Source organism: Micromonospora sp. NPDC049004 (assembly GCF_040649315.1).
GTDB lineage: Bacteria > Actinomycetota > Actinomycetes > Mycobacteriales > Micromonosporaceae > Micromonospora.
In genome coordinates this window covers 52,968-68,681 of sequence record NZ_JBEZFG010000016.1, presented here as the reverse complement: position 1 = coordinate 68,681, position 15,714 = coordinate 52,968, and the positions used below count along the sequence as shown (strand labels likewise).

Annotated in this window: 13 protein-coding genes; all 13 read left to right on the top strand. The window is 72.5% G+C overall.

Features of this window, described 5'->3' with window-relative positions:
- Nucleotides 1-1,866: penicillin-binding protein 2 (locus AB0B97_RS31510; protein WP_357498843.1), on the top strand; the 1,866-nt coding region annotated here is incomplete at its 5' end.
- A gap of 52 nt (nt 1,867-1,918) precedes the next feature.
- Complete coding sequence (locus AB0B97_RS31505; RefSeq protein WP_234591414.1) at nt 1,919-3,481, top strand: UDP-N-acetylmuramoyl-L-alanyl-D-glutamate--2,6-diaminopimelate ligase; 1,563 nt, start codon at nt 1,919-1,921, stop codon at nt 3,479-3,481.
- Nucleotides 3,478-4,875, top strand: coding sequence for a UDP-N-acetylmuramoyl-tripeptide--D-alanyl-D-alanine ligase (gene murF, locus AB0B97_RS31500; protein ID WP_357498840.1), 1,398 nt, complete (start codon nt 3,478-3,480; stop codon nt 4,873-4,875). The genes AB0B97_RS31505 and murF overlap by 4 nt, the downstream gene beginning before the upstream one ends.
- Nucleotides 4,872-5,996, top strand: a complete 1,125-nt coding sequence (mraY, locus tag AB0B97_RS31495) for a phospho-N-acetylmuramoyl-pentapeptide-transferase (RefSeq protein ID WP_234591416.1) — start codon at nt 4,872-4,874, stop codon at nt 5,994-5,996. Before murF ends, mraY begins: the two co-directional genes overlap by 4 nt.
- 509 nt (nt 5,997-6,505) lie before the next feature.
- The gene (locus tag AB0B97_RS31490) at nt 6,506-7,918 is read left to right on the top strand and encodes a putative peptidoglycan glycosyltransferase FtsW (RefSeq protein ID WP_357498851.1); all 1,413 of its coding nucleotides are present in this window, start codon (nt 6,506-6,508) and stop codon (nt 7,916-7,918) included.
- Nucleotides 7,918-9,024: an undecaprenyldiphospho-muramoylpentapeptide beta-N-acetylglucosaminyltransferase gene (murG, locus tag AB0B97_RS31485; protein WP_234591417.1), complete on the top strand. Its 1,107-nt coding sequence runs from the start codon at nt 7,918-7,920 to the stop codon at nt 9,022-9,024. Before AB0B97_RS31490 ends, murG begins: the two co-directional genes overlap by 1 nt.
- Nucleotides 9,021-10,586: a UDP-N-acetylmuramate--L-alanine ligase gene (gene murC / locus AB0B97_RS31480; protein WP_357498837.1), complete on the top strand. Its 1,566-nt coding sequence runs from the start codon at nt 9,021-9,023 to the stop codon at nt 10,584-10,586. The genes murG and murC overlap by 4 nt, the downstream gene beginning before the upstream one ends.
- The gene (locus AB0B97_RS31475) at nt 10,583-11,401 is read left to right on the top strand and encodes an FtsQ-type POTRA domain-containing protein (RefSeq protein WP_357498835.1); all 819 of its coding nucleotides are present in this window, start codon (nt 10,583-10,585) and stop codon (nt 11,399-11,401) included. Before murC ends, AB0B97_RS31475 begins: the two co-directional genes overlap by 4 nt.
- A gap of 246 nt (nt 11,402-11,647) precedes the next feature.
- The gene (ftsZ, locus tag AB0B97_RS31470) at nt 11,648-12,763 is read left to right on the top strand and encodes a cell division protein FtsZ (RefSeq protein ID WP_234588050.1); all 1,116 of its coding nucleotides are present in this window, start codon (nt 11,648-11,650) and stop codon (nt 12,761-12,763) included.
- A 9-nt stretch (nt 12,764-12,772) separates the two neighbouring features.
- Nucleotides 12,773-13,516, top strand: coding sequence for a YggS family pyridoxal phosphate-dependent enzyme (locus tag AB0B97_RS31465; RefSeq protein WP_357498833.1), 744 nt, complete (start codon nt 12,773-12,775; stop codon nt 13,514-13,516).
- A gap of 189 nt (nt 13,517-13,705) precedes the next feature.
- The gene (gene sepF / locus AB0B97_RS31460) at nt 13,706-14,401 is read left to right on the top strand and encodes a cell division protein SepF (RefSeq protein WP_357498831.1); all 696 of its coding nucleotides are present in this window, start codon (nt 13,706-13,708) and stop codon (nt 14,399-14,401) included.
- A gap of 30 nt (nt 14,402-14,431) precedes the next feature.
- Nucleotides 14,432-14,737 carry a YggT family protein gene (locus tag AB0B97_RS31455; RefSeq protein ID WP_088949372.1) on the top strand — a complete coding sequence of 102 codons (306 nt, stop codon included), beginning with the start codon at nt 14,432-14,434 and terminating at the stop codon, nt 14,735-14,737.
- 44 nt (nt 14,738-14,781) lie between these two features.
- Nucleotides 14,782-15,588, top strand: a complete 807-nt coding sequence (locus AB0B97_RS31450) for a DivIVA domain-containing protein (protein ID WP_007463015.1) — start codon at nt 14,782-14,784, stop codon at nt 15,586-15,588.
- Nucleotides 15,589-15,714: the final 126 nt, after the last annotated feature.

Genomic DNA, 15,714 nt, shown 5'->3' with positions numbered 1-15,714 from the left:
GCCGGCGACGAGCCGCCGCCGCGCCGCCGCACCACGCCGCGCGCGCCCGGCCGCGCCGACCGGCCGGGGGCCCGCCGGCCGTCGCGCAAGCCGCCGCGTCCACCGAAGCTCGCCGACCCACGGCTGCGGCTGCGCCTGGGTACGGTGCTCACCCTGGCGCTCTTCGTCGTCATCGGGGTGCGGTTGGTCTTCCTGCAGGCGGTCGACACCCCGGCGTACGCAGGTGGTGGCGTCGCCGACCGGACCCGCACGGTCGAGCTGCCCGCACCGCGCGGCGCGATCTACGACTTCCGGGGCGAGCCGCTGGCCCACAGCGTCGAGGCGCGGTACGTGTTCGCCGACCCCACCCTGATCGAGGACCGGTCCAACCCCGCGTGGATCGGCGCCGACGCCACCGCGAAGGCGCTCTCTCCGCTGCTCGGCATTCCGGTGTCCAAGCTCACCGAGCTGATGAAGCCCCGCAAGCTGGAGAACGGCAACCCGTCGCGGTTCGAGTACCTGGCCCGGGGGGTGGAGATCCCGGCTGCCAAGCAGGTGCTGGCGCTGGAGCTGCCCGGCATCGGGGTGCACCGCGACGAGCGTCGGGAGGTGCCCGGCGACGACCTGGCGGCCAACCTGATCGGCTTCACCAGCCAGGACATGGTCGGGCTGGAAGGGCTGGAGGCCCGCTACGACGAGCTGCTCGCCGGGCAGGACGGCAAGCGGGTGTACGAGGCGGGCCTCGGTGACCTCGCCGCGCCGATCCCCGGCGGCTACAGCAAGACGACCCCGGCCAAGCCGGGCAGCTCGCTGACCCTCACCATCGACCGTGACCTGCAGTTCCGTTGCCAACAGATCCTCAGCGCGGGGATGGCGGGGCAGCGGGGCGCGACCGCCGCCGCCGTGATCATCGACGTCGCCACCGGCGAGGTGCGGGCCCAGGCCAGCGACCCCACCTACAACGCCGCCAAGCCGGGAGACAGCGACCCGGTCGCCCGCGAGGACGCCGCGACCAGCTTCGTGGTCGACCCCGGCTCGGTGCACAAGGCGATCACCTACGGCGCCGCGCTCCAGGAGGGGGTGATCACCCCGGACACGACGCTGCCGATCGCGAACAGCATCAAGAAGGGTGACACCTGGTTCTCCGACACCCACCCGGCCAACGGCCGCAAGATGAGCGTGCCCGGGATGCTTGCCTTCTCGTCGAACGTCGGCGCGATCACCGTCGCCGACCGGCTCGGCCCGGAGCGGCTGATCGACTACCAGCAGCGGTTCGGGCTGGGCAAGGCCACCGGCGAGGGCCTGCCCGGGGAGGCCAGCGGTCGGCTGCTGCCCCTCGACGAGTGGAGCGGTTCGTCGGCCGGGTCGGTGCCGATCGGCCACAGCGTCGACGCCACGCCGTTGCAGATGGCCGCCGCGTACGCCACCATCGCCAACGACGGCACGTACGTGCAGCCGCACCTCGTGAAGGAGACGATCGGCCCGGACGGCAAGCGCACCCCCGCGCCGGCGCCGGTCACCCGCTCGGTGCTCAGCCCGCAGAACGCGGCGGCGCTGCGCACCATGCTGGAGGCCGTCACCACCGTCGAGGGCGCCACCGGCACCCTGGCGGCGGTCCCCGGCTACCGGGTCGCCGGCAAGACCGGCACCGGCTGGCGTCTGGTGGACGGCAAGAAGCAACCGGGCGAGGTGTCCTCCTTCATCGGCATGGCCCCCGCCGAGAAGCCCCGGTACGTGATCGCGGTCTTCGTGTACGCGCCCGGTGGTGGGGGCGCGGCGATCGCCAACCCGGCGTTCCGCGACATGATGCAGTTCACGCTGCGTCACTACCGCGTACCGCCGTCCGCGAGTGGTTCCGCACCCAAGTTCGTGGTCTTTCCGCGCTGACCAGCGCAGGGGCGACATCATCGGTGAGTGCCGACGAACCACCGGGGCGGCTGTGCGGCCGGAACCGGACGACCGGGTAGGGTCTGACGCCGTGCCCGGCAATCCACGTCCACGTACCGTGACCGGCGTCCGGCTCGGTGACCTCGCCCTCCGGCTCGCCGTCGACCTCCCGGCGGACGCCGCCGACGTGGTCGTCACCGGCGCCACCCACGCCAGCCAGGAGGTCCGCCCCGGCGACCTGTACGCGGCCCTGCCCGGCGCCCGCCGCCACGGCGCGGAGTTCGCCGTCGGCGCGGCCGAGGCCGGCGCGGTGGCCCTGCTGACCGACCCGGCCGGCGCCGAGCTGGCGGCGGCGAGCGGCCTGCCCGCCCTGGTGGTGCCCGACCCCCGCGCGGTGCTCGGCGAGCTGGCCTCGGCGGTGTACGGCGACCCGACGGCGGCGCTCACCGTGATCGGCGTGACCGGGACCGCCGGCAAGACGTCCACCGCGTACCTGGTCGAGTCGGGGTTGCGCGCCGCCGGGCACACCACCGGGCTGATCGGCACCGTGGAGACCCGGCTCGGTGATCTGGTGATCGACAGCGTGCGGACCACCCCGGAGGCGACCGACCTGCACGCGATGCTGGCCACCGCCCGGGAGCGCGGCGTCACCGCAGTGGTCATGGAGGTCTCCAGCCACGCCCTGGCCATGGGCCGGGTCGGCGGGGTGCGCTTCGCCGTCGGCGGGTACACGAACTTCGGCTCCGACCATCTGGACTTCCACGCCGACAGCGCCGACTACTTCGCCGCCAAAGCGCAGCTCTTCGACGGCCGGTGCGCGGTCGAGGTGCTCAACCACGACGATCCGGCGCTCAAGCCGCTCTACAAGCCGGCGACGGTCAGCTACTCGGCTGCCGGCGACCCGACCGCGACGTGGTGGGCCGACGGCGTCGACGGCGAGGGGTACGCGCAGCGGTTCACCGCGCACGGCCCGGACGGCGTGGCGCTGACCGCCGGTGTGGCGCTGCCCGGGCGGCACAACGTGGCAAACGCGCTGCTGGCGATCGCCGCCCTGGTGGGCGCCGGGGTGGACCCGGTGACCGCGGCGGCCGGCGTGGCCGCCTGCGGTGGCGTGCCCGGCCGCCTGCAACTCGTCGACGTCGTCGGGCCGGTGCGCGGGGTCGTCGACTACGCGCACAAGGCCGACGCGATAGTGGCCGCGCTGGCCGCGCTGCGCGAGCTGAGCGCCGGCCGGCTGATCTGTGTGATCGGCGCCGGCGGGGACCGCGACCGGGGCAAGCGCCCGGTGATGGGCGCCGCCGCGGCCGAGGGGGCCGACGTGGTGCTGGTGACCGACGACAACCCGCGTACCGAGGACCCGGCCCAGATCCGCGCCGAGGTGCTCGCCGGGGCGTACCGGGCGGGCACGGCCGCCCGGATCATCGAGGTGGCCGGTCGCCGGGACGCGATCGACGAGGCGGTCCGACTGGCCGAGCCCGGCGACGTGATCGCGCTGCTCGGCAAGGGCCATGAGCGGGGTCAGGAGGTGGCGGGCGAGATGCTCCCGTTCGACGACAGCACCGAGCTGGCCGACGCGCTGCGGGCCCGCTTCCCGGACCGGGCGGGTCAGCGGTGATCGCGCTGACGCTGGCCGAGGTGGCCGATGCGGTCGACGGGCGGCTCGTGGCCGCCGACCCGGCCGCCACCGTCACCGGGTCGGTCGAGTTCGACTCGCGCAAGGTCGGGCCCGGTTCGCTCTTCGTGGCGTTCCCCGGGGAGAAGGTGGACGGGCACGACTACGCGGCGACGGCGATCGAGTCCGGCGCGGTGGCCGTGCTCGGCAGCCGCGAGGTGCCCGGGGTGCCGATGGTGCTCGTCGACGACGCCCTGACCGCGATGGGCCGGCTGGCCCGCGCGGCGGTGGCCCGGCTGCCCGAGCTGACCGTGATCGGGGTGACCGGCTCGTCGGGCAAGACCACCACGAAGGACCTGATCGGCCAACTCACCACCCGCCTCGGCGCCACGGTGGCCCCGCCCGGGTCGTTCAACAACGAGCTGGGCCACCCGTACACGGCTCTGCTGGCCGGTCCGGACACCCGCTACCTGGTCATGGAGAAGGGCGCCCGCGGCATCGGGCACGTGCGCTACCTGTGCGAGCTGGTGCCGCCCCGCATCTCGGTGGTGCTCAACGTCGGGACCTCGCACATCGGCGAGTTCGGCTCACAGGACAACATCGCGCTGGCCAAGGGCGAGCTGGTCGAGGCGCTGCCGGCCGACGGGCTGGCGGTGCTGAACGCCGACGACCCCCGGGTGGACGCCATGGCGAGCCGTACGCGGGCCCGGGTGGTCCGCTACGGCGAGGCGCCCGACGCCGACCTGCGCGCCGAGGACGTCACGCTCGACGAGCGGGGGCACCCGTCGTACACCCTTGTCACGCCGGAGGGAAGCGCGCCGGTACGGCTCGCGCTGACCGGCCGCCACCAGGTCGGCAACACCCTCGCCGCCGCCGCGGTCGCCCGGGAGCTGGGCATGCCGCTGGCCGAGGTGGCCACGGCGCTCGGCGAGCTGGGGCTGAAGTCCACCCGGCGGATGGACGTCTTCGACCGGCCCGACGGGGTGACGGTCATCGACGACTCGTACAACGCCAACCCGGCCTCGATGGCTGTGGCGCTCCGGGCGCTCGCCAGCCTCGGACGTGAGAGGCGTACCGTCGCGGTGCTCGGTTACATGGCCGAGCTGGGCCCGTTCGAGCGCGACGGCCACGCCGAGGTCGGCCGGCTCGCGGCCGAGCTGGGTGTCGACCGGCTGCTCGTGGTGGGTGAGCCGGCCGCGCCGATCCACGAAGGCGCGACAGCGGTAGCGAACTGGGGAGGAGAGTCGGTGCTGCTCACCGATCAGGCGGCGGCCGTCGAGGTGCTGCGGGGCGAGCTACGACCGGGCGACGTCGTCCTGGTCAAGGGCTCCCGGTACCGGACCTGGGAGGTGGCCGACGCCCTGCGCGCCGACGCTGCCGGGGAGGCCAGTCGATGAGGGCCATCATCGTCGCCATCGGGGTGGCCTTCGTCGTCTCGCTGTTCTGCACCCCGATCGCGATCAAGGTGTTCACCCGGCTCAAGGCCGGCCAGCCGATCCGGTCCGACGGCCCGGCCATGCACCAGGGCAAGAAGGGCACGCCGACGATGGGCGGCGTGGTCTTCATCCTGGCCACCGTGATCGCGTACGTGGCCGGCCACCTGGCCCTGACCACGCTGCCGGACGCGCAGATCGCGCAGGTGGAGCCGACCATCACGGCGCTGGTGCTGCTGGGGCTGATGGTGTTCTCCGGCGCGGTGGGCTTCCTCGACGACTTCCTCAAGGTGCGCAAGCGCAACAGCGCCGGCCTCAACAAGCGCGGCAAGCTGCTCGGTCAGATCCTGGTCGGAGCGGTCTTCGGCGTGATCGCGCTGTGGTTCCCGAGCACGATGACCGACGCGACGGGCAACGCCACCAACACCCAGACCGTGGGCAGCACCACGCTGAGCTTCATCCGGGACATCGACTTCCTGGAGGTCAGCAAGGTCGGCGCGGTGATCATCTTCATCTTCGTGGTGATGGCCGCGACGAACGGCGTCAACCTGACGGACGGCCTGGACGGTCTGGCGACCGGCGCCTCGGTGATGGTGCTCGCCGCGTACGCGCTGATCGCGTTCTGGCAGTACCGCCACTGGTGCGCCGACCCGAGCTACACCCAGCCGTACTGCTACGAGGTCCGGGACCCGTTGGAGATCGCGCTGATAGCCGGGGCCGCGGCCGGGGCCTGTGTGGGCTTCCTGTGGTGGAACACGTCCCCGGCGCGGATCTTCATGGGTGACACCGGGGCGCTGGGCCTGGGCGGCCTGATCGCCGGCATGGCGATGTCCACCCGCACGATCCTGCTGCTGCCGATCATCGGCGGGCTCTTCGTGATCATCACGATGTCCGTGGTGATCCAGATCATCTCCTTCCGGACCACAGGTAAACGTGTGTTCCGGATGTCACCGCTGCAGCACCACTTCGAGTTGGCCGGCTGGAGCGAGGTCAACATCGTGGTCCGGTTCTGGATCATCGCCGGCATCGGTGTGGCCATCGCTCTGGGCCTGTTCTACAGCGAGTTCCTCGCCAACATGACCTGACGGCCCCGACCTCGCCCCGACACCGACCCCGACCCGCCCCGACCCCGCCCCGACCCGCCCGGCGCAGGTCGGGGCGGGCGCGTTGCTGGGCACGAGCGGGGGCAGGGACTGGGTGGCCCGGGTGGTCGGAACGTCCTTTGCTCTGCTTCAACGGAGGCGACACTCCGGTGGCCGAACTGTTGCCTGGGTTGAAGCAGAGCAAAGGACGCGGTGGGGACGGCCGCCCCCCGCCGCGCGCCCCCGCCGCGCGCCCTGCCCGACACGCCCGGTGCGGCGTTGTGGACCTGTCGGGCACGCCGAGCGGTGATGATGTCCGGGTGGGGGAGGAACGAGAAACCGAGGACAGGACAGTCGGCCGGCCGCGCCGGCCGTCGACCGTGGAAGCGGGACGAGGCACGGAGGTCGGCAAGCAGTCGGTCGAGACCCGCGGCGCGGAGCCGCGTGCGGCACGGCGGGACGTGGCAACGGAGACGCCTGCGTCGCTGCGCGGGCTGGACGCGGCCGGTGGACTGGCCGCGCTGCGGGGCCTGCTGGACCGGCCGCTGGCGTCCTACTACCTGCTGCTGTCCAGCGCCGGCCTGCTGCTGCTCATCGGGTTGACGATGGTCTTCTCGGCGACCAGCGTGAAGGACTACGCCGAGGACGGCAACGCGTCCGCGTCGGTGACCAAGCAGGCGATCTTCGCGGTGATCGGCATCGGGGCGTTCTGGGCGTGTCAGCGCCTGCCCGCCAGCACGTACCGCACCCTGGGCCGGCCGCTGCTGTTCACGTCGGTGGCGCTCCTGCTGGTGCTCAACCTGCTGGTGGCCTACGGCCGGCTCACCAACCAGAAGTCGGTCGCGTTCGGGCCGGTCGAGGCACGGCTGAACTGGCTGTTCGTCGGCGGGATCCAGGTGCAGCCGTCGGAGCTGGCCAAGTTCGCGCTGGTGCTGTGGGGTTCGCACGTCATCGCCCGCAAGGGGGCCGCGCTGGGCTGGTGGCGGGAGCTGGCCACCCCGCTCTTCCCGGTCATGGGCCTGCTCTTCGTCCTGGTCGGCTACAACGACACGGGCACCATGCTCTGCCTGCTGGCGCTCGTGGTCGGCCTGCTCTGGGCGGCCGGGGTACAGACGCGCGTCTTCGGCGCGTTGACAGTGATCGGCCTGCTCGGCGTGGGCCTGCTCATCGCCGTGGCGTCGCTGGGCGCGGGCTCCGGCGAGCGCGGCGCGGAGAACTACCGGCTGGCGCGGCTGACGTCGTTCATCAACCCGCCCGACCCGCAGGAGTGCAAGCTCGACGGCTGCCTCCAGCTCTACCAGGGTCGGTTGGCCATCGAACACGGCGGCTGGTTCGGCGTCGGCCTGGGCAAGAGCAGCCTCAAATGGGACTGGCTGCCCGAGGCGCACAACGACTTCATCTTCGCGATCGTGGCCGAGGAGTTGGGTGTGATCGGCTGCGTCGTGGTGCTGGCGCTGTTCGCGGTGCTCGCGTACACCGGTCTGCGGATCGCCCGGCGGGTCGACGACCCGTTCCGACGGCTGGCGGCCGCCGCCGTGACCACCTGGCTGGTGAGCCAGGCGGTGATCAACATCGGTGGGGTCGTGGGGCTGCTGCCGATCACCGGCCTGCCGCTGCCGTTCATCTCCGACGGCGGAAGTGCCCTGGTCGTGACGTTGGCGGCGATCGGGATGCTGGCGTCCTTCGCCCGCGCCGAACCCGATGCGGCCAGAGCGCTGCATGCCCGTCCACCGGCCCGGTGGGTCCGACTACTCTGGGCCCCGTTGCCGCCGCTTCCCGGTCGGCGTCGCCGACCGGCGTCGCCGCCGGCTGGCCGAGGGTCCGTGCCCCGGTCCCGCGAGCGGCGCCAGGACGACCAGGCCGCACCGCGCGGCGCCCGGCAGGGCCGGAGCCGCCAGGGTACGGCGAGCGAGAGGAGACGCTGATGGGTCCGCTGCGTTCGGTGGTGCTCGCGGGAGGTGGCACCGGGGGACACATCTACCCGCTGCTGGCCTTCGCCGACTGCCTGCGCCGACACGACCCGGGCGTCCGGATCACCTGCCTCGGCACACCCAAGGGCATGGAGAACGAGCTGATCCCGCCGCAGGGCTACGACCTGCGGCAGATCCCGGCGTACCAGCTGCCCCGGTCGGTGAACATGAACCTGGTGCGTACCCCGGGCCGGATGTGGACCGCGGCCCGCGCCGCGGGCAAGGTGATCGACGAGGTGCGCGCCGACGCGGTCGTCGGCTTCGGCGGGTACGTCTCGGTGCCGGCCTACCTGGCCGCGTGGCGTCGTGAGCTGCCCATGGTGATCCACGAGGTGAACGTGCCGCCGGGTGTGGCCAACCGGCTGGGCATGAAGTTCACCAAGAACATCGCTGTCGGCTTCCCGCACCAGCCGAGCCAGGCCGAGTCGCTGCGCGACGCGACAGTGGTGGGGGTGCCGCTGCGCCGCAGCATCGCCTCGCTGGATCGGTACGCGCTGCGTAACGCCGCCCGCGCCCGGTTCGGGCTCCGCCCGGACCTGCCGGTGCTCTTCGTCGCGGGCGGCTCGTCGGGCGCCCGCTCGATCAACCTGGCGGTCTCCGGCGCGGCCAAGGAGCTGGCCCGCAACGGTGTGCAGGTGCTGCACGTGATGGGCGCCCGCAACGAGCCGGTGCCGATCCCCACCGACCTGCCGGTGCCGTACGTGACACTGCCGTACCTGTCCGAGATGGAGCTGGGCTACGCGGCTGCCGACCTCATGCTGGCCCGGGGCGGCGCGATGACGGTCGCCGAGGTGGCCGCGATCGGCCTGCCGACGATCTTCGTGCCGTACCCGCACAGCAACCAGGAGCAGAAGCGCAACGCGCTGCCCGTGGTGGAGGCCGGCGGCGGGCTGCTCGTCGACGACGCGGAGCTGACCCCGGACTGGCTGGAGCGCGCGGTCATCCCGCTGATCCGGGACCCGCAACGGCTCTACGCGATGGGTGCCGCCGCGTCGGCGTACGGGCGGCGCGACGGCGACGAGGCGCTGCGCTCGTTCGTCCTCGAGGCGGTGAACCGGTGACCGCGCAGTTCACGCCGGCCGGCACGCTCACCGCCGAGGACCTGGGCGCCGTCCACCTGATCGGTGTGGGCGGGGTGGGCATGCTCGGCGTGGCCCGCCTGCTGCTCACCCGGGGCATCCGGGTCTCCGGCAGCGACCTGCGCGAGTGGCCCTCGCTGGCGGGTCTGCGGGCGCTCGGCGGCACCATCTATCTCAGCCACGAGGCGACAAACCTCGACGGCGTGGACACCGTGGTCTACTCCTCGGCCATTCCGAAGGACCACCTGGAGCTGGTCGAGGCCCGTCGACGCGGCCTGCGGGTGCTGCACCGCTCGGAGGCCCTCGCGGCGGCGATGACCGGCCGCCGGGCGATCGCGGTCGCCGGCACGCACGGCAAGACCACCACCACCTCGATGGTGACGATGGTGCTCCAGCAGGCCGGTGTGGACCCGTCCTTCGTGATCGGCGGGGAGATCTCCGAGGTCGGCTCGGGCGCCCACCACGGCACCGGCGAGCACTTCGTGGTCGAGGCGGACGAGAGCGACCGCTCGTTCCTCATCTACCGCCCGTACGTCTCGATCATCACGAACGTCGAGCCGGACCACCTGAACACCTACGGCGACTACGCGACGCTGGAGGCGGCGTTCGTGGAGTTCGCCCGCCTCACCGACCCGAACGGGTTCATCATCACGTGTGCCGACGACCCGGGCGGTCGGCGGCTGGCGGCGACCCTGCGCGCCGAGGGGCGGCGGGTGTTCACCTACGGCGCGGCCGAGGACGCCGACCTGCGGTTGACCGAGATCGTCTCCTCGGCGCGCGGCGTGCGCTACCTGGCCGCGATCGACGGGCGGTCGCTGGGCGAGTTCCGGCTGCCGGTGCCGGGGCGGCACATGGGGCTCAACAGCGCCTCGGCGGTGCTCACCGCGTACCTGCTCAAGCTGCCGCTGGAGGCGGCGGAGGCCGCGCTGGCGGTCTTCCCCGGCGTGCGGCGGCGCTTCGAGCGCAAGGGCGTCGCGGACGGCGTGCTGGTCTACGACGAGTACGCCTACCACCCCACGTCGATGACGCTGGCGATGCAGACGCTGCGCGAGGTGGCCGGCGACGGGCGGTTGATCGTCGTCTTCCAGCCGTACCGGCTGTACCGCACCCGCGACAACCAGGCGGAGATCGCTGACGCGCTGGCCATCGCCGACGAGGTGGTGCTGCTGGAGGTCTTCGGGCCGGGCGAGCTGCGCCAGCCCGGTGAGGGCTCGGCGGCGCTGATCGAGGCGGTGGCGCTGCCGGCCGAGCGCAAGGTGTTCGTCGACTCCTGGGAGGCCGCGCCGGTCGAGGTGGTCCGCCGGGCCCGCCCGGGCGACGTGGTGGTGACGATGGGCGCCCCGCCGATCTCGCTGATGGGTGACGAGCTGCTGGCCGCCCTGGGCGCGCGTACCGCCGACTCCGTGTCGGGGGCGACTGTCGACCCGGTGGCCACGACCCCGGCGATCGGTCAGCCGGTGCCCGGCGGGTCCACGGCCGGCGGTGACGGGGCGGCGCTCGGTGGCGCCGCCGCACCGGACGGCGCGGCCCCCACGGCCGGATGAGCCCCGGCCCCGCCCGCGGGCGCACCAGCGGCGCCGACGGCGGCGCCCCACGGCGCGGTCCGGTCCGACGGTGGCAGTTGGTCCGCGCCGGCAGTGACGCGGTGCCGGCGTCGACCCGCCGCTTCATGGCCCGGGCCCGGCAGCGTCGGATGCGGGCGGCATTGCCGTGGGCAGTGGCCGCCGGGGTGCTGGCCCTGCTCGCTCTGGTCGCCTGGACGGTCCTCGGCACCGGGCTGTTCGGGGTCCGCACGGTGACGGTGGAGGGCGCCAAGCTGGTCACGGACGTGCAGGTGCGCGACGCGGTGGGGGTGCCCGACGGGGTGCCGCTGGCCCGGGTGGATCTGGCGGCCGCCGCGCGTCGGGTCGGTGCGTTGGCGCCGGTCGAGCGGGCCACGGTGTCGCGGGACTGGCCGGGCACGCTGGTGGTCCGGGTGACGGAGCGGACGGCGGTGGCGGTGGTGCCGCAGGCGGACGCGTTCGCGCTTGTCGACCGCAGCGGCGTGGCGTTCCAGACGGTGGCCCGCCGCCCCGCCGGGCTGCCGCTGGTGCGGGTGAGCAGGCCCGCCGCCGACGACCCGGACACCCGGGCCGCGCTGGAGGTGCTCGGGGCGCTGACCCCGCAGCTGCGGGCCGAGCTGGTGGACCTGAGGGTGGAGGGTCTGGCCCGGATCAGCCTGCTGCTGCGCGGGGACCGCACGGTGGTCTGGGGCGACGCCACGCGGGGTACGGACAAGGCGCGGGTGGCCACGGCGCTGCTCGACGAGGACAGCGACCGCATCGACGTGAGCGCGCCGGACGTGGTGACCTTCCGCTGACCGGGTGAGCGTGCTCCGCACGTGACGAGTCGCGCTCCGGCGGCGACACGCCGGTCGGGTCCTTGGCTCATCGCGTGGTGGCGCTTACGTTGCCCCGAAGAGGTTCAGTGGTTGACATAACTGTAAGCCTCTAGTAGAGGGTGAGGGTTCAGCCCTGACTCTCGCTGGTGACAGCTGTCGTCGGCCGCTGGTCTGGCCACGCCGTACCCGGTCGGCCGAAGCCAATCTCGAAGGAAAGGACCGGAGATGACACCTCCGCACAACTACCTGGCGGTCATCAAGGTCGTCGGCATCGGGGGCGGCGGCGTCAACGCCGTCAACCGGATGATCGAGGTTGGGCTCAAGGGCGTCGAGTTCATCGCGATCAACACCGATGCCCAGGCGCTGCTGATGAGTGACGCCGACGTCAAGCTCGACGTCGGCCGGGAGCTGACCCGTGGCCTGGGCGCCGGGGCCAACCCGGACGTCGGCAAGAACGCCGCCGAGGACCACCGCGACGAGATCGAGGAGGTGCTCAAGGGCGCCGACATGGTCTTCGTGACCTGCGGCGAGGGTGGCGGCACCGGCACCGGTGGGGCGCCCGTGGTGGCCAACATCGCCCGCAAGCTCGGCGCGCTGACCATCGGCGTGGTGACCCGCCCGTTCTCCTTCGAGGGCAAGCGCCGTCAGGTGCAGGCCGAGACGGGGATAGACGAGCTGCGCAACCAGTGCGACACGCTGATCGTCATCCCGAACGACCGGCTGCTGGCCCTGGGTGACCGCAACATCAGCATGATGGACGCCTTCCGCACGGCCGACCAGGTGCTGCTCTCCGGTGTGCAGGGCATCACCGACCTGATCACCACCCCGGGTCTGATCAACCTGGACTTCGCCGACGTCAAGAGCGTGATGAGCGGCGCCGGCAGCGCGTTGATGGGCATCGGCAGCGCCCGCGGGGAGAACCGCGCGGTCGAGGCGGCCGAGGCGGCCATCTCCAGCCCGCTGCTGGAGCAGAGCATGGACGGCGCGCGCGGCGTGCTGCTCTCCATCGCCGGTGGCTCCGACCTGGGCCTGTTCGAGATCAACGACGCGGCCCAGCTGGTCACCGACGCGGCCCACCCGGACGCCAACATCATCTTCGGCGCGGTGATCGACGACGCGCTCGGTGACGAGGTGCGGGTGACGGTCATCGCCGCGGGCTTCGACGGTGGCACGCCGGCGTACAAGGCGGCCGAGCCGACCCGCAAGACCAACACGAACCAGCCGGCGCCGCAGAGCACCCCGGTGCCGCCGCCGGCCACCCTGCCGGCTCCGGCCCAGTCGCCGCGCCGGGTGCTCTTCGACGACGTGGACGTGCCCGACTTTCTCAAGAACGGTTCCTGAGCGCCGCCGATGACCGACAGTTCAGCCACGGTACGACCGGACCGCCGCGCCGAACTCGCGGCGGGCCTGGTCCAGGTGCGGGCCCGGATCGCCGACGCCTGCGCGGACGCGGGCCGGGACCCCGCCGACGTCACGATGATCGCCGTGACCAAGACGTACCCGGCCGGTGACGTGCTGGCGTTGGCCGGCCTCGGGGTGACCGACATGGGGGAGAACCGCGACCAGGAGGCGGCCGGCAAGGCCGCCGAGGTGGCTGCGGCCGGCGTACGTCCCCGCTGGCACTTCATCGGGCAGTTGCAGCGCAACAAGGCCCGCTCGGTCGTGCGCTACGCCGACGTGGTGCACTCGGTGGACAGCGTGCGGTTGGCCCGCGCGCTGGGTAACGCGGCGGCGGATCGGGAACGCCCGCTGGACGCCCTGGTGCAGGTGAGCATCGACGGCGACCCGGCGCGCGGCGGCGCGTTGCCCGACTCGGCCGACGAGGGCGTGGGGCTGGAGGCGGTCGCCGCGGCGGTGGCCGACGCCCCCGCGCTGCGGTTGGCCGGTCTGATGGCGGTGGCGCCGCTGGGTTGGCCACCCGAGCGGGCCTTCGCCCGACTGGCCGAGGTGGCCGAGGCGTTTCGGACGCTCCATCCGGGAGCGACAGCGTTGTCGGCGGGAATGAGCGGCGACCTGGAAATCGCGATCCGATACGGCGCGACACATGTCCGCGTCGGTAGCGCGTTGCTCGGAATGCGTCCCACGCTGCGGTAGCCTGACCGCGAGACAGGCAAATTACATCAGTGTTGTTTCAGGGCGGCGGATCCTTGTGGGGGTCGTGACGCGCGACGCGAATCGCGCGCCAGGGGGATTGCCGTTCCGGTCCGATGGGCATGGTTGTCCACTCGCGACGGGCGACATGGCACGGGGGCGAGTGCCGCACGGCGGACGGAAGGGCGCGGGATGGGTGCACTGCGCAAGGCGGGGGTCTGGCTCGGTCTCGTCGAGGAAGACGACGAGCGGGCCTACGACGACGGTGGCTACGACAAGGGTGGCTACCGCGAGTCGCGTTACCGGCAGAGCCGGTACGCCGAGGAGTTCGCCGACGAGGACGACGACGACGCCGAGGAGCCACCGGCTCCCCGGCCGCGCGCCAGCGAGCGGGGTCGGCTCTCCGAGCGGTCCACCGGGCGCGGCGGCGAGTCCGACCGCGGTGACGGTGAGCGTCCGGAGCGGGCCGAGCGGTCCAGCGTACGGTCGATCACGCGGTCCTCGGCCGGTGAGACGTCGGGCGCGTTGACGTACCACACGCGCGACAATCTGGCCCTCGCGCCGCAGGCCGTGACGCGGGAGCGCGTGGCCGTGCCCGAGGAGGAGCAGCGGTACCAGATCACCACGCTGCACCCGACCACGTACCGCGAGGCGCGCACCATCGGTGAGCACTTCCGCGACGGCGTACCAGTGATCATCAATCTCACCGAGATGGATGAGGCGGACGCCCGCCGTCTGGTTGACTTCGCGGCCGGTCTGGCGTTCGGGCTGCGCGGTACGATCGAGCGCGTGACCAATCGGGTGTTCCTGCTCTCACCGGCCAATGTCCAGGTCACCGCGGAGGACAAGGCCAAGATCGCTGAGGGCGGTTTTTTCAGCCTGAGTTGACCCCGCCCGACCCGAGGGACGTCGCTGACCGTGTTGTCGATCTTACTGCAAGTGCTGTACCTGGTCCTTTATGTCTTCCTGCTTCTTCTTCTGTCCCGGTTCGTGTTGAGCGCCGTCCTCCAGTACGGCCGGCGGTGGCAGCCGGGACGCGGCGCATCGGCAGGACTGGAATCCGTGTGGAGCGTCACTGATCCCCCTCTCAACGCGTTGAGGCGTGTGATCCCTCCGCTGCGAATTGGTACCGTGAGCATCGACCTGGCCTCCCTTGTGCTCCTGGTTATCCTGTTCGTGCTGATGGAGTTCGTGTTAGGGCCGTCGATCAGGGCATCTGCCTGATGACCGACGCGCTTTCGCGGCCGCAACTGACCCGAGGAGTTTCGATGCCGCTGACCCCGGCCGACGTCCACAACGTCGCCTTCAAGAAACCGCCGATCGGCAAGCGGGGGTATGACGAGGAGGAGGTCGACGCCTTCCTGGATGAGGTCGAGCGCGAGCTCGCCCGTCTCATCGAGGAGAACAACGAGCTGCGCGCCCAGGTGGAGCGCGGCGGTCGTGGCGGCGCCCCCGCCGGCCCCGGCGGCGACGCCCGACTGGCGGCGGAGCTCAACGACGTCAAGGCCCAGCTGGACAGGGTGCAGCGCGACAAGTCCGCTGCCGAGCAGGCCGCCCGCGCCATGCAGGCCGAGCTGGAGCAGGTCCGCGCGACCGGCGGTCCGGCCGGCGGCGTCACCGGTGACGGTGAGCAGCAGGCCCTGCGCGTGCTGATGATGGCCCAGCGCACCGCCGACGACCACGTGTCGGACGCGCGCCGCGAGGCCGACCAGCTCCTGTCCGAGGCTCGGAGCAAGGCCGAGGAGGTGACCCGCGAGGCTCGCGCGAAGGCCGACGCCCTGGAGCGGGACGCCCGCCAGCGGCACCAGGAGGCCATGGGCGGCCTGGACGCCAAGCGCACGGCCCTGCAGAAGCACATCGAGGAGCTCAAGCAGTTCGAGCGCGAGTACCGCACCCGGCTCAAGGCCTACCTGGAGAGCCAGCTGCGGGACCTCGACGGTCGCGGCCAGGGCCTCGAAGCCGAGATGACCCGCTCCGAGGCAGGCCGGGTCGCCGGCGGCAACGGGCTGGCCGCGGCAGGCCTCGCCGGTTCGTACGGCGGCGGGCGCTCCGGCGCCCTCGAAGCCGGACGCTGAGCACCGGCCGGCGATCGCTGTCCGCAGATGGTGACGGTCGCCGGCCCTGCCTGGACGGTACGACGCGGCGGGGGTGAGCCGTGATAGTCGCGAGTCTTCTGCTCATCCTCGTCGCTGTGGTGCTGC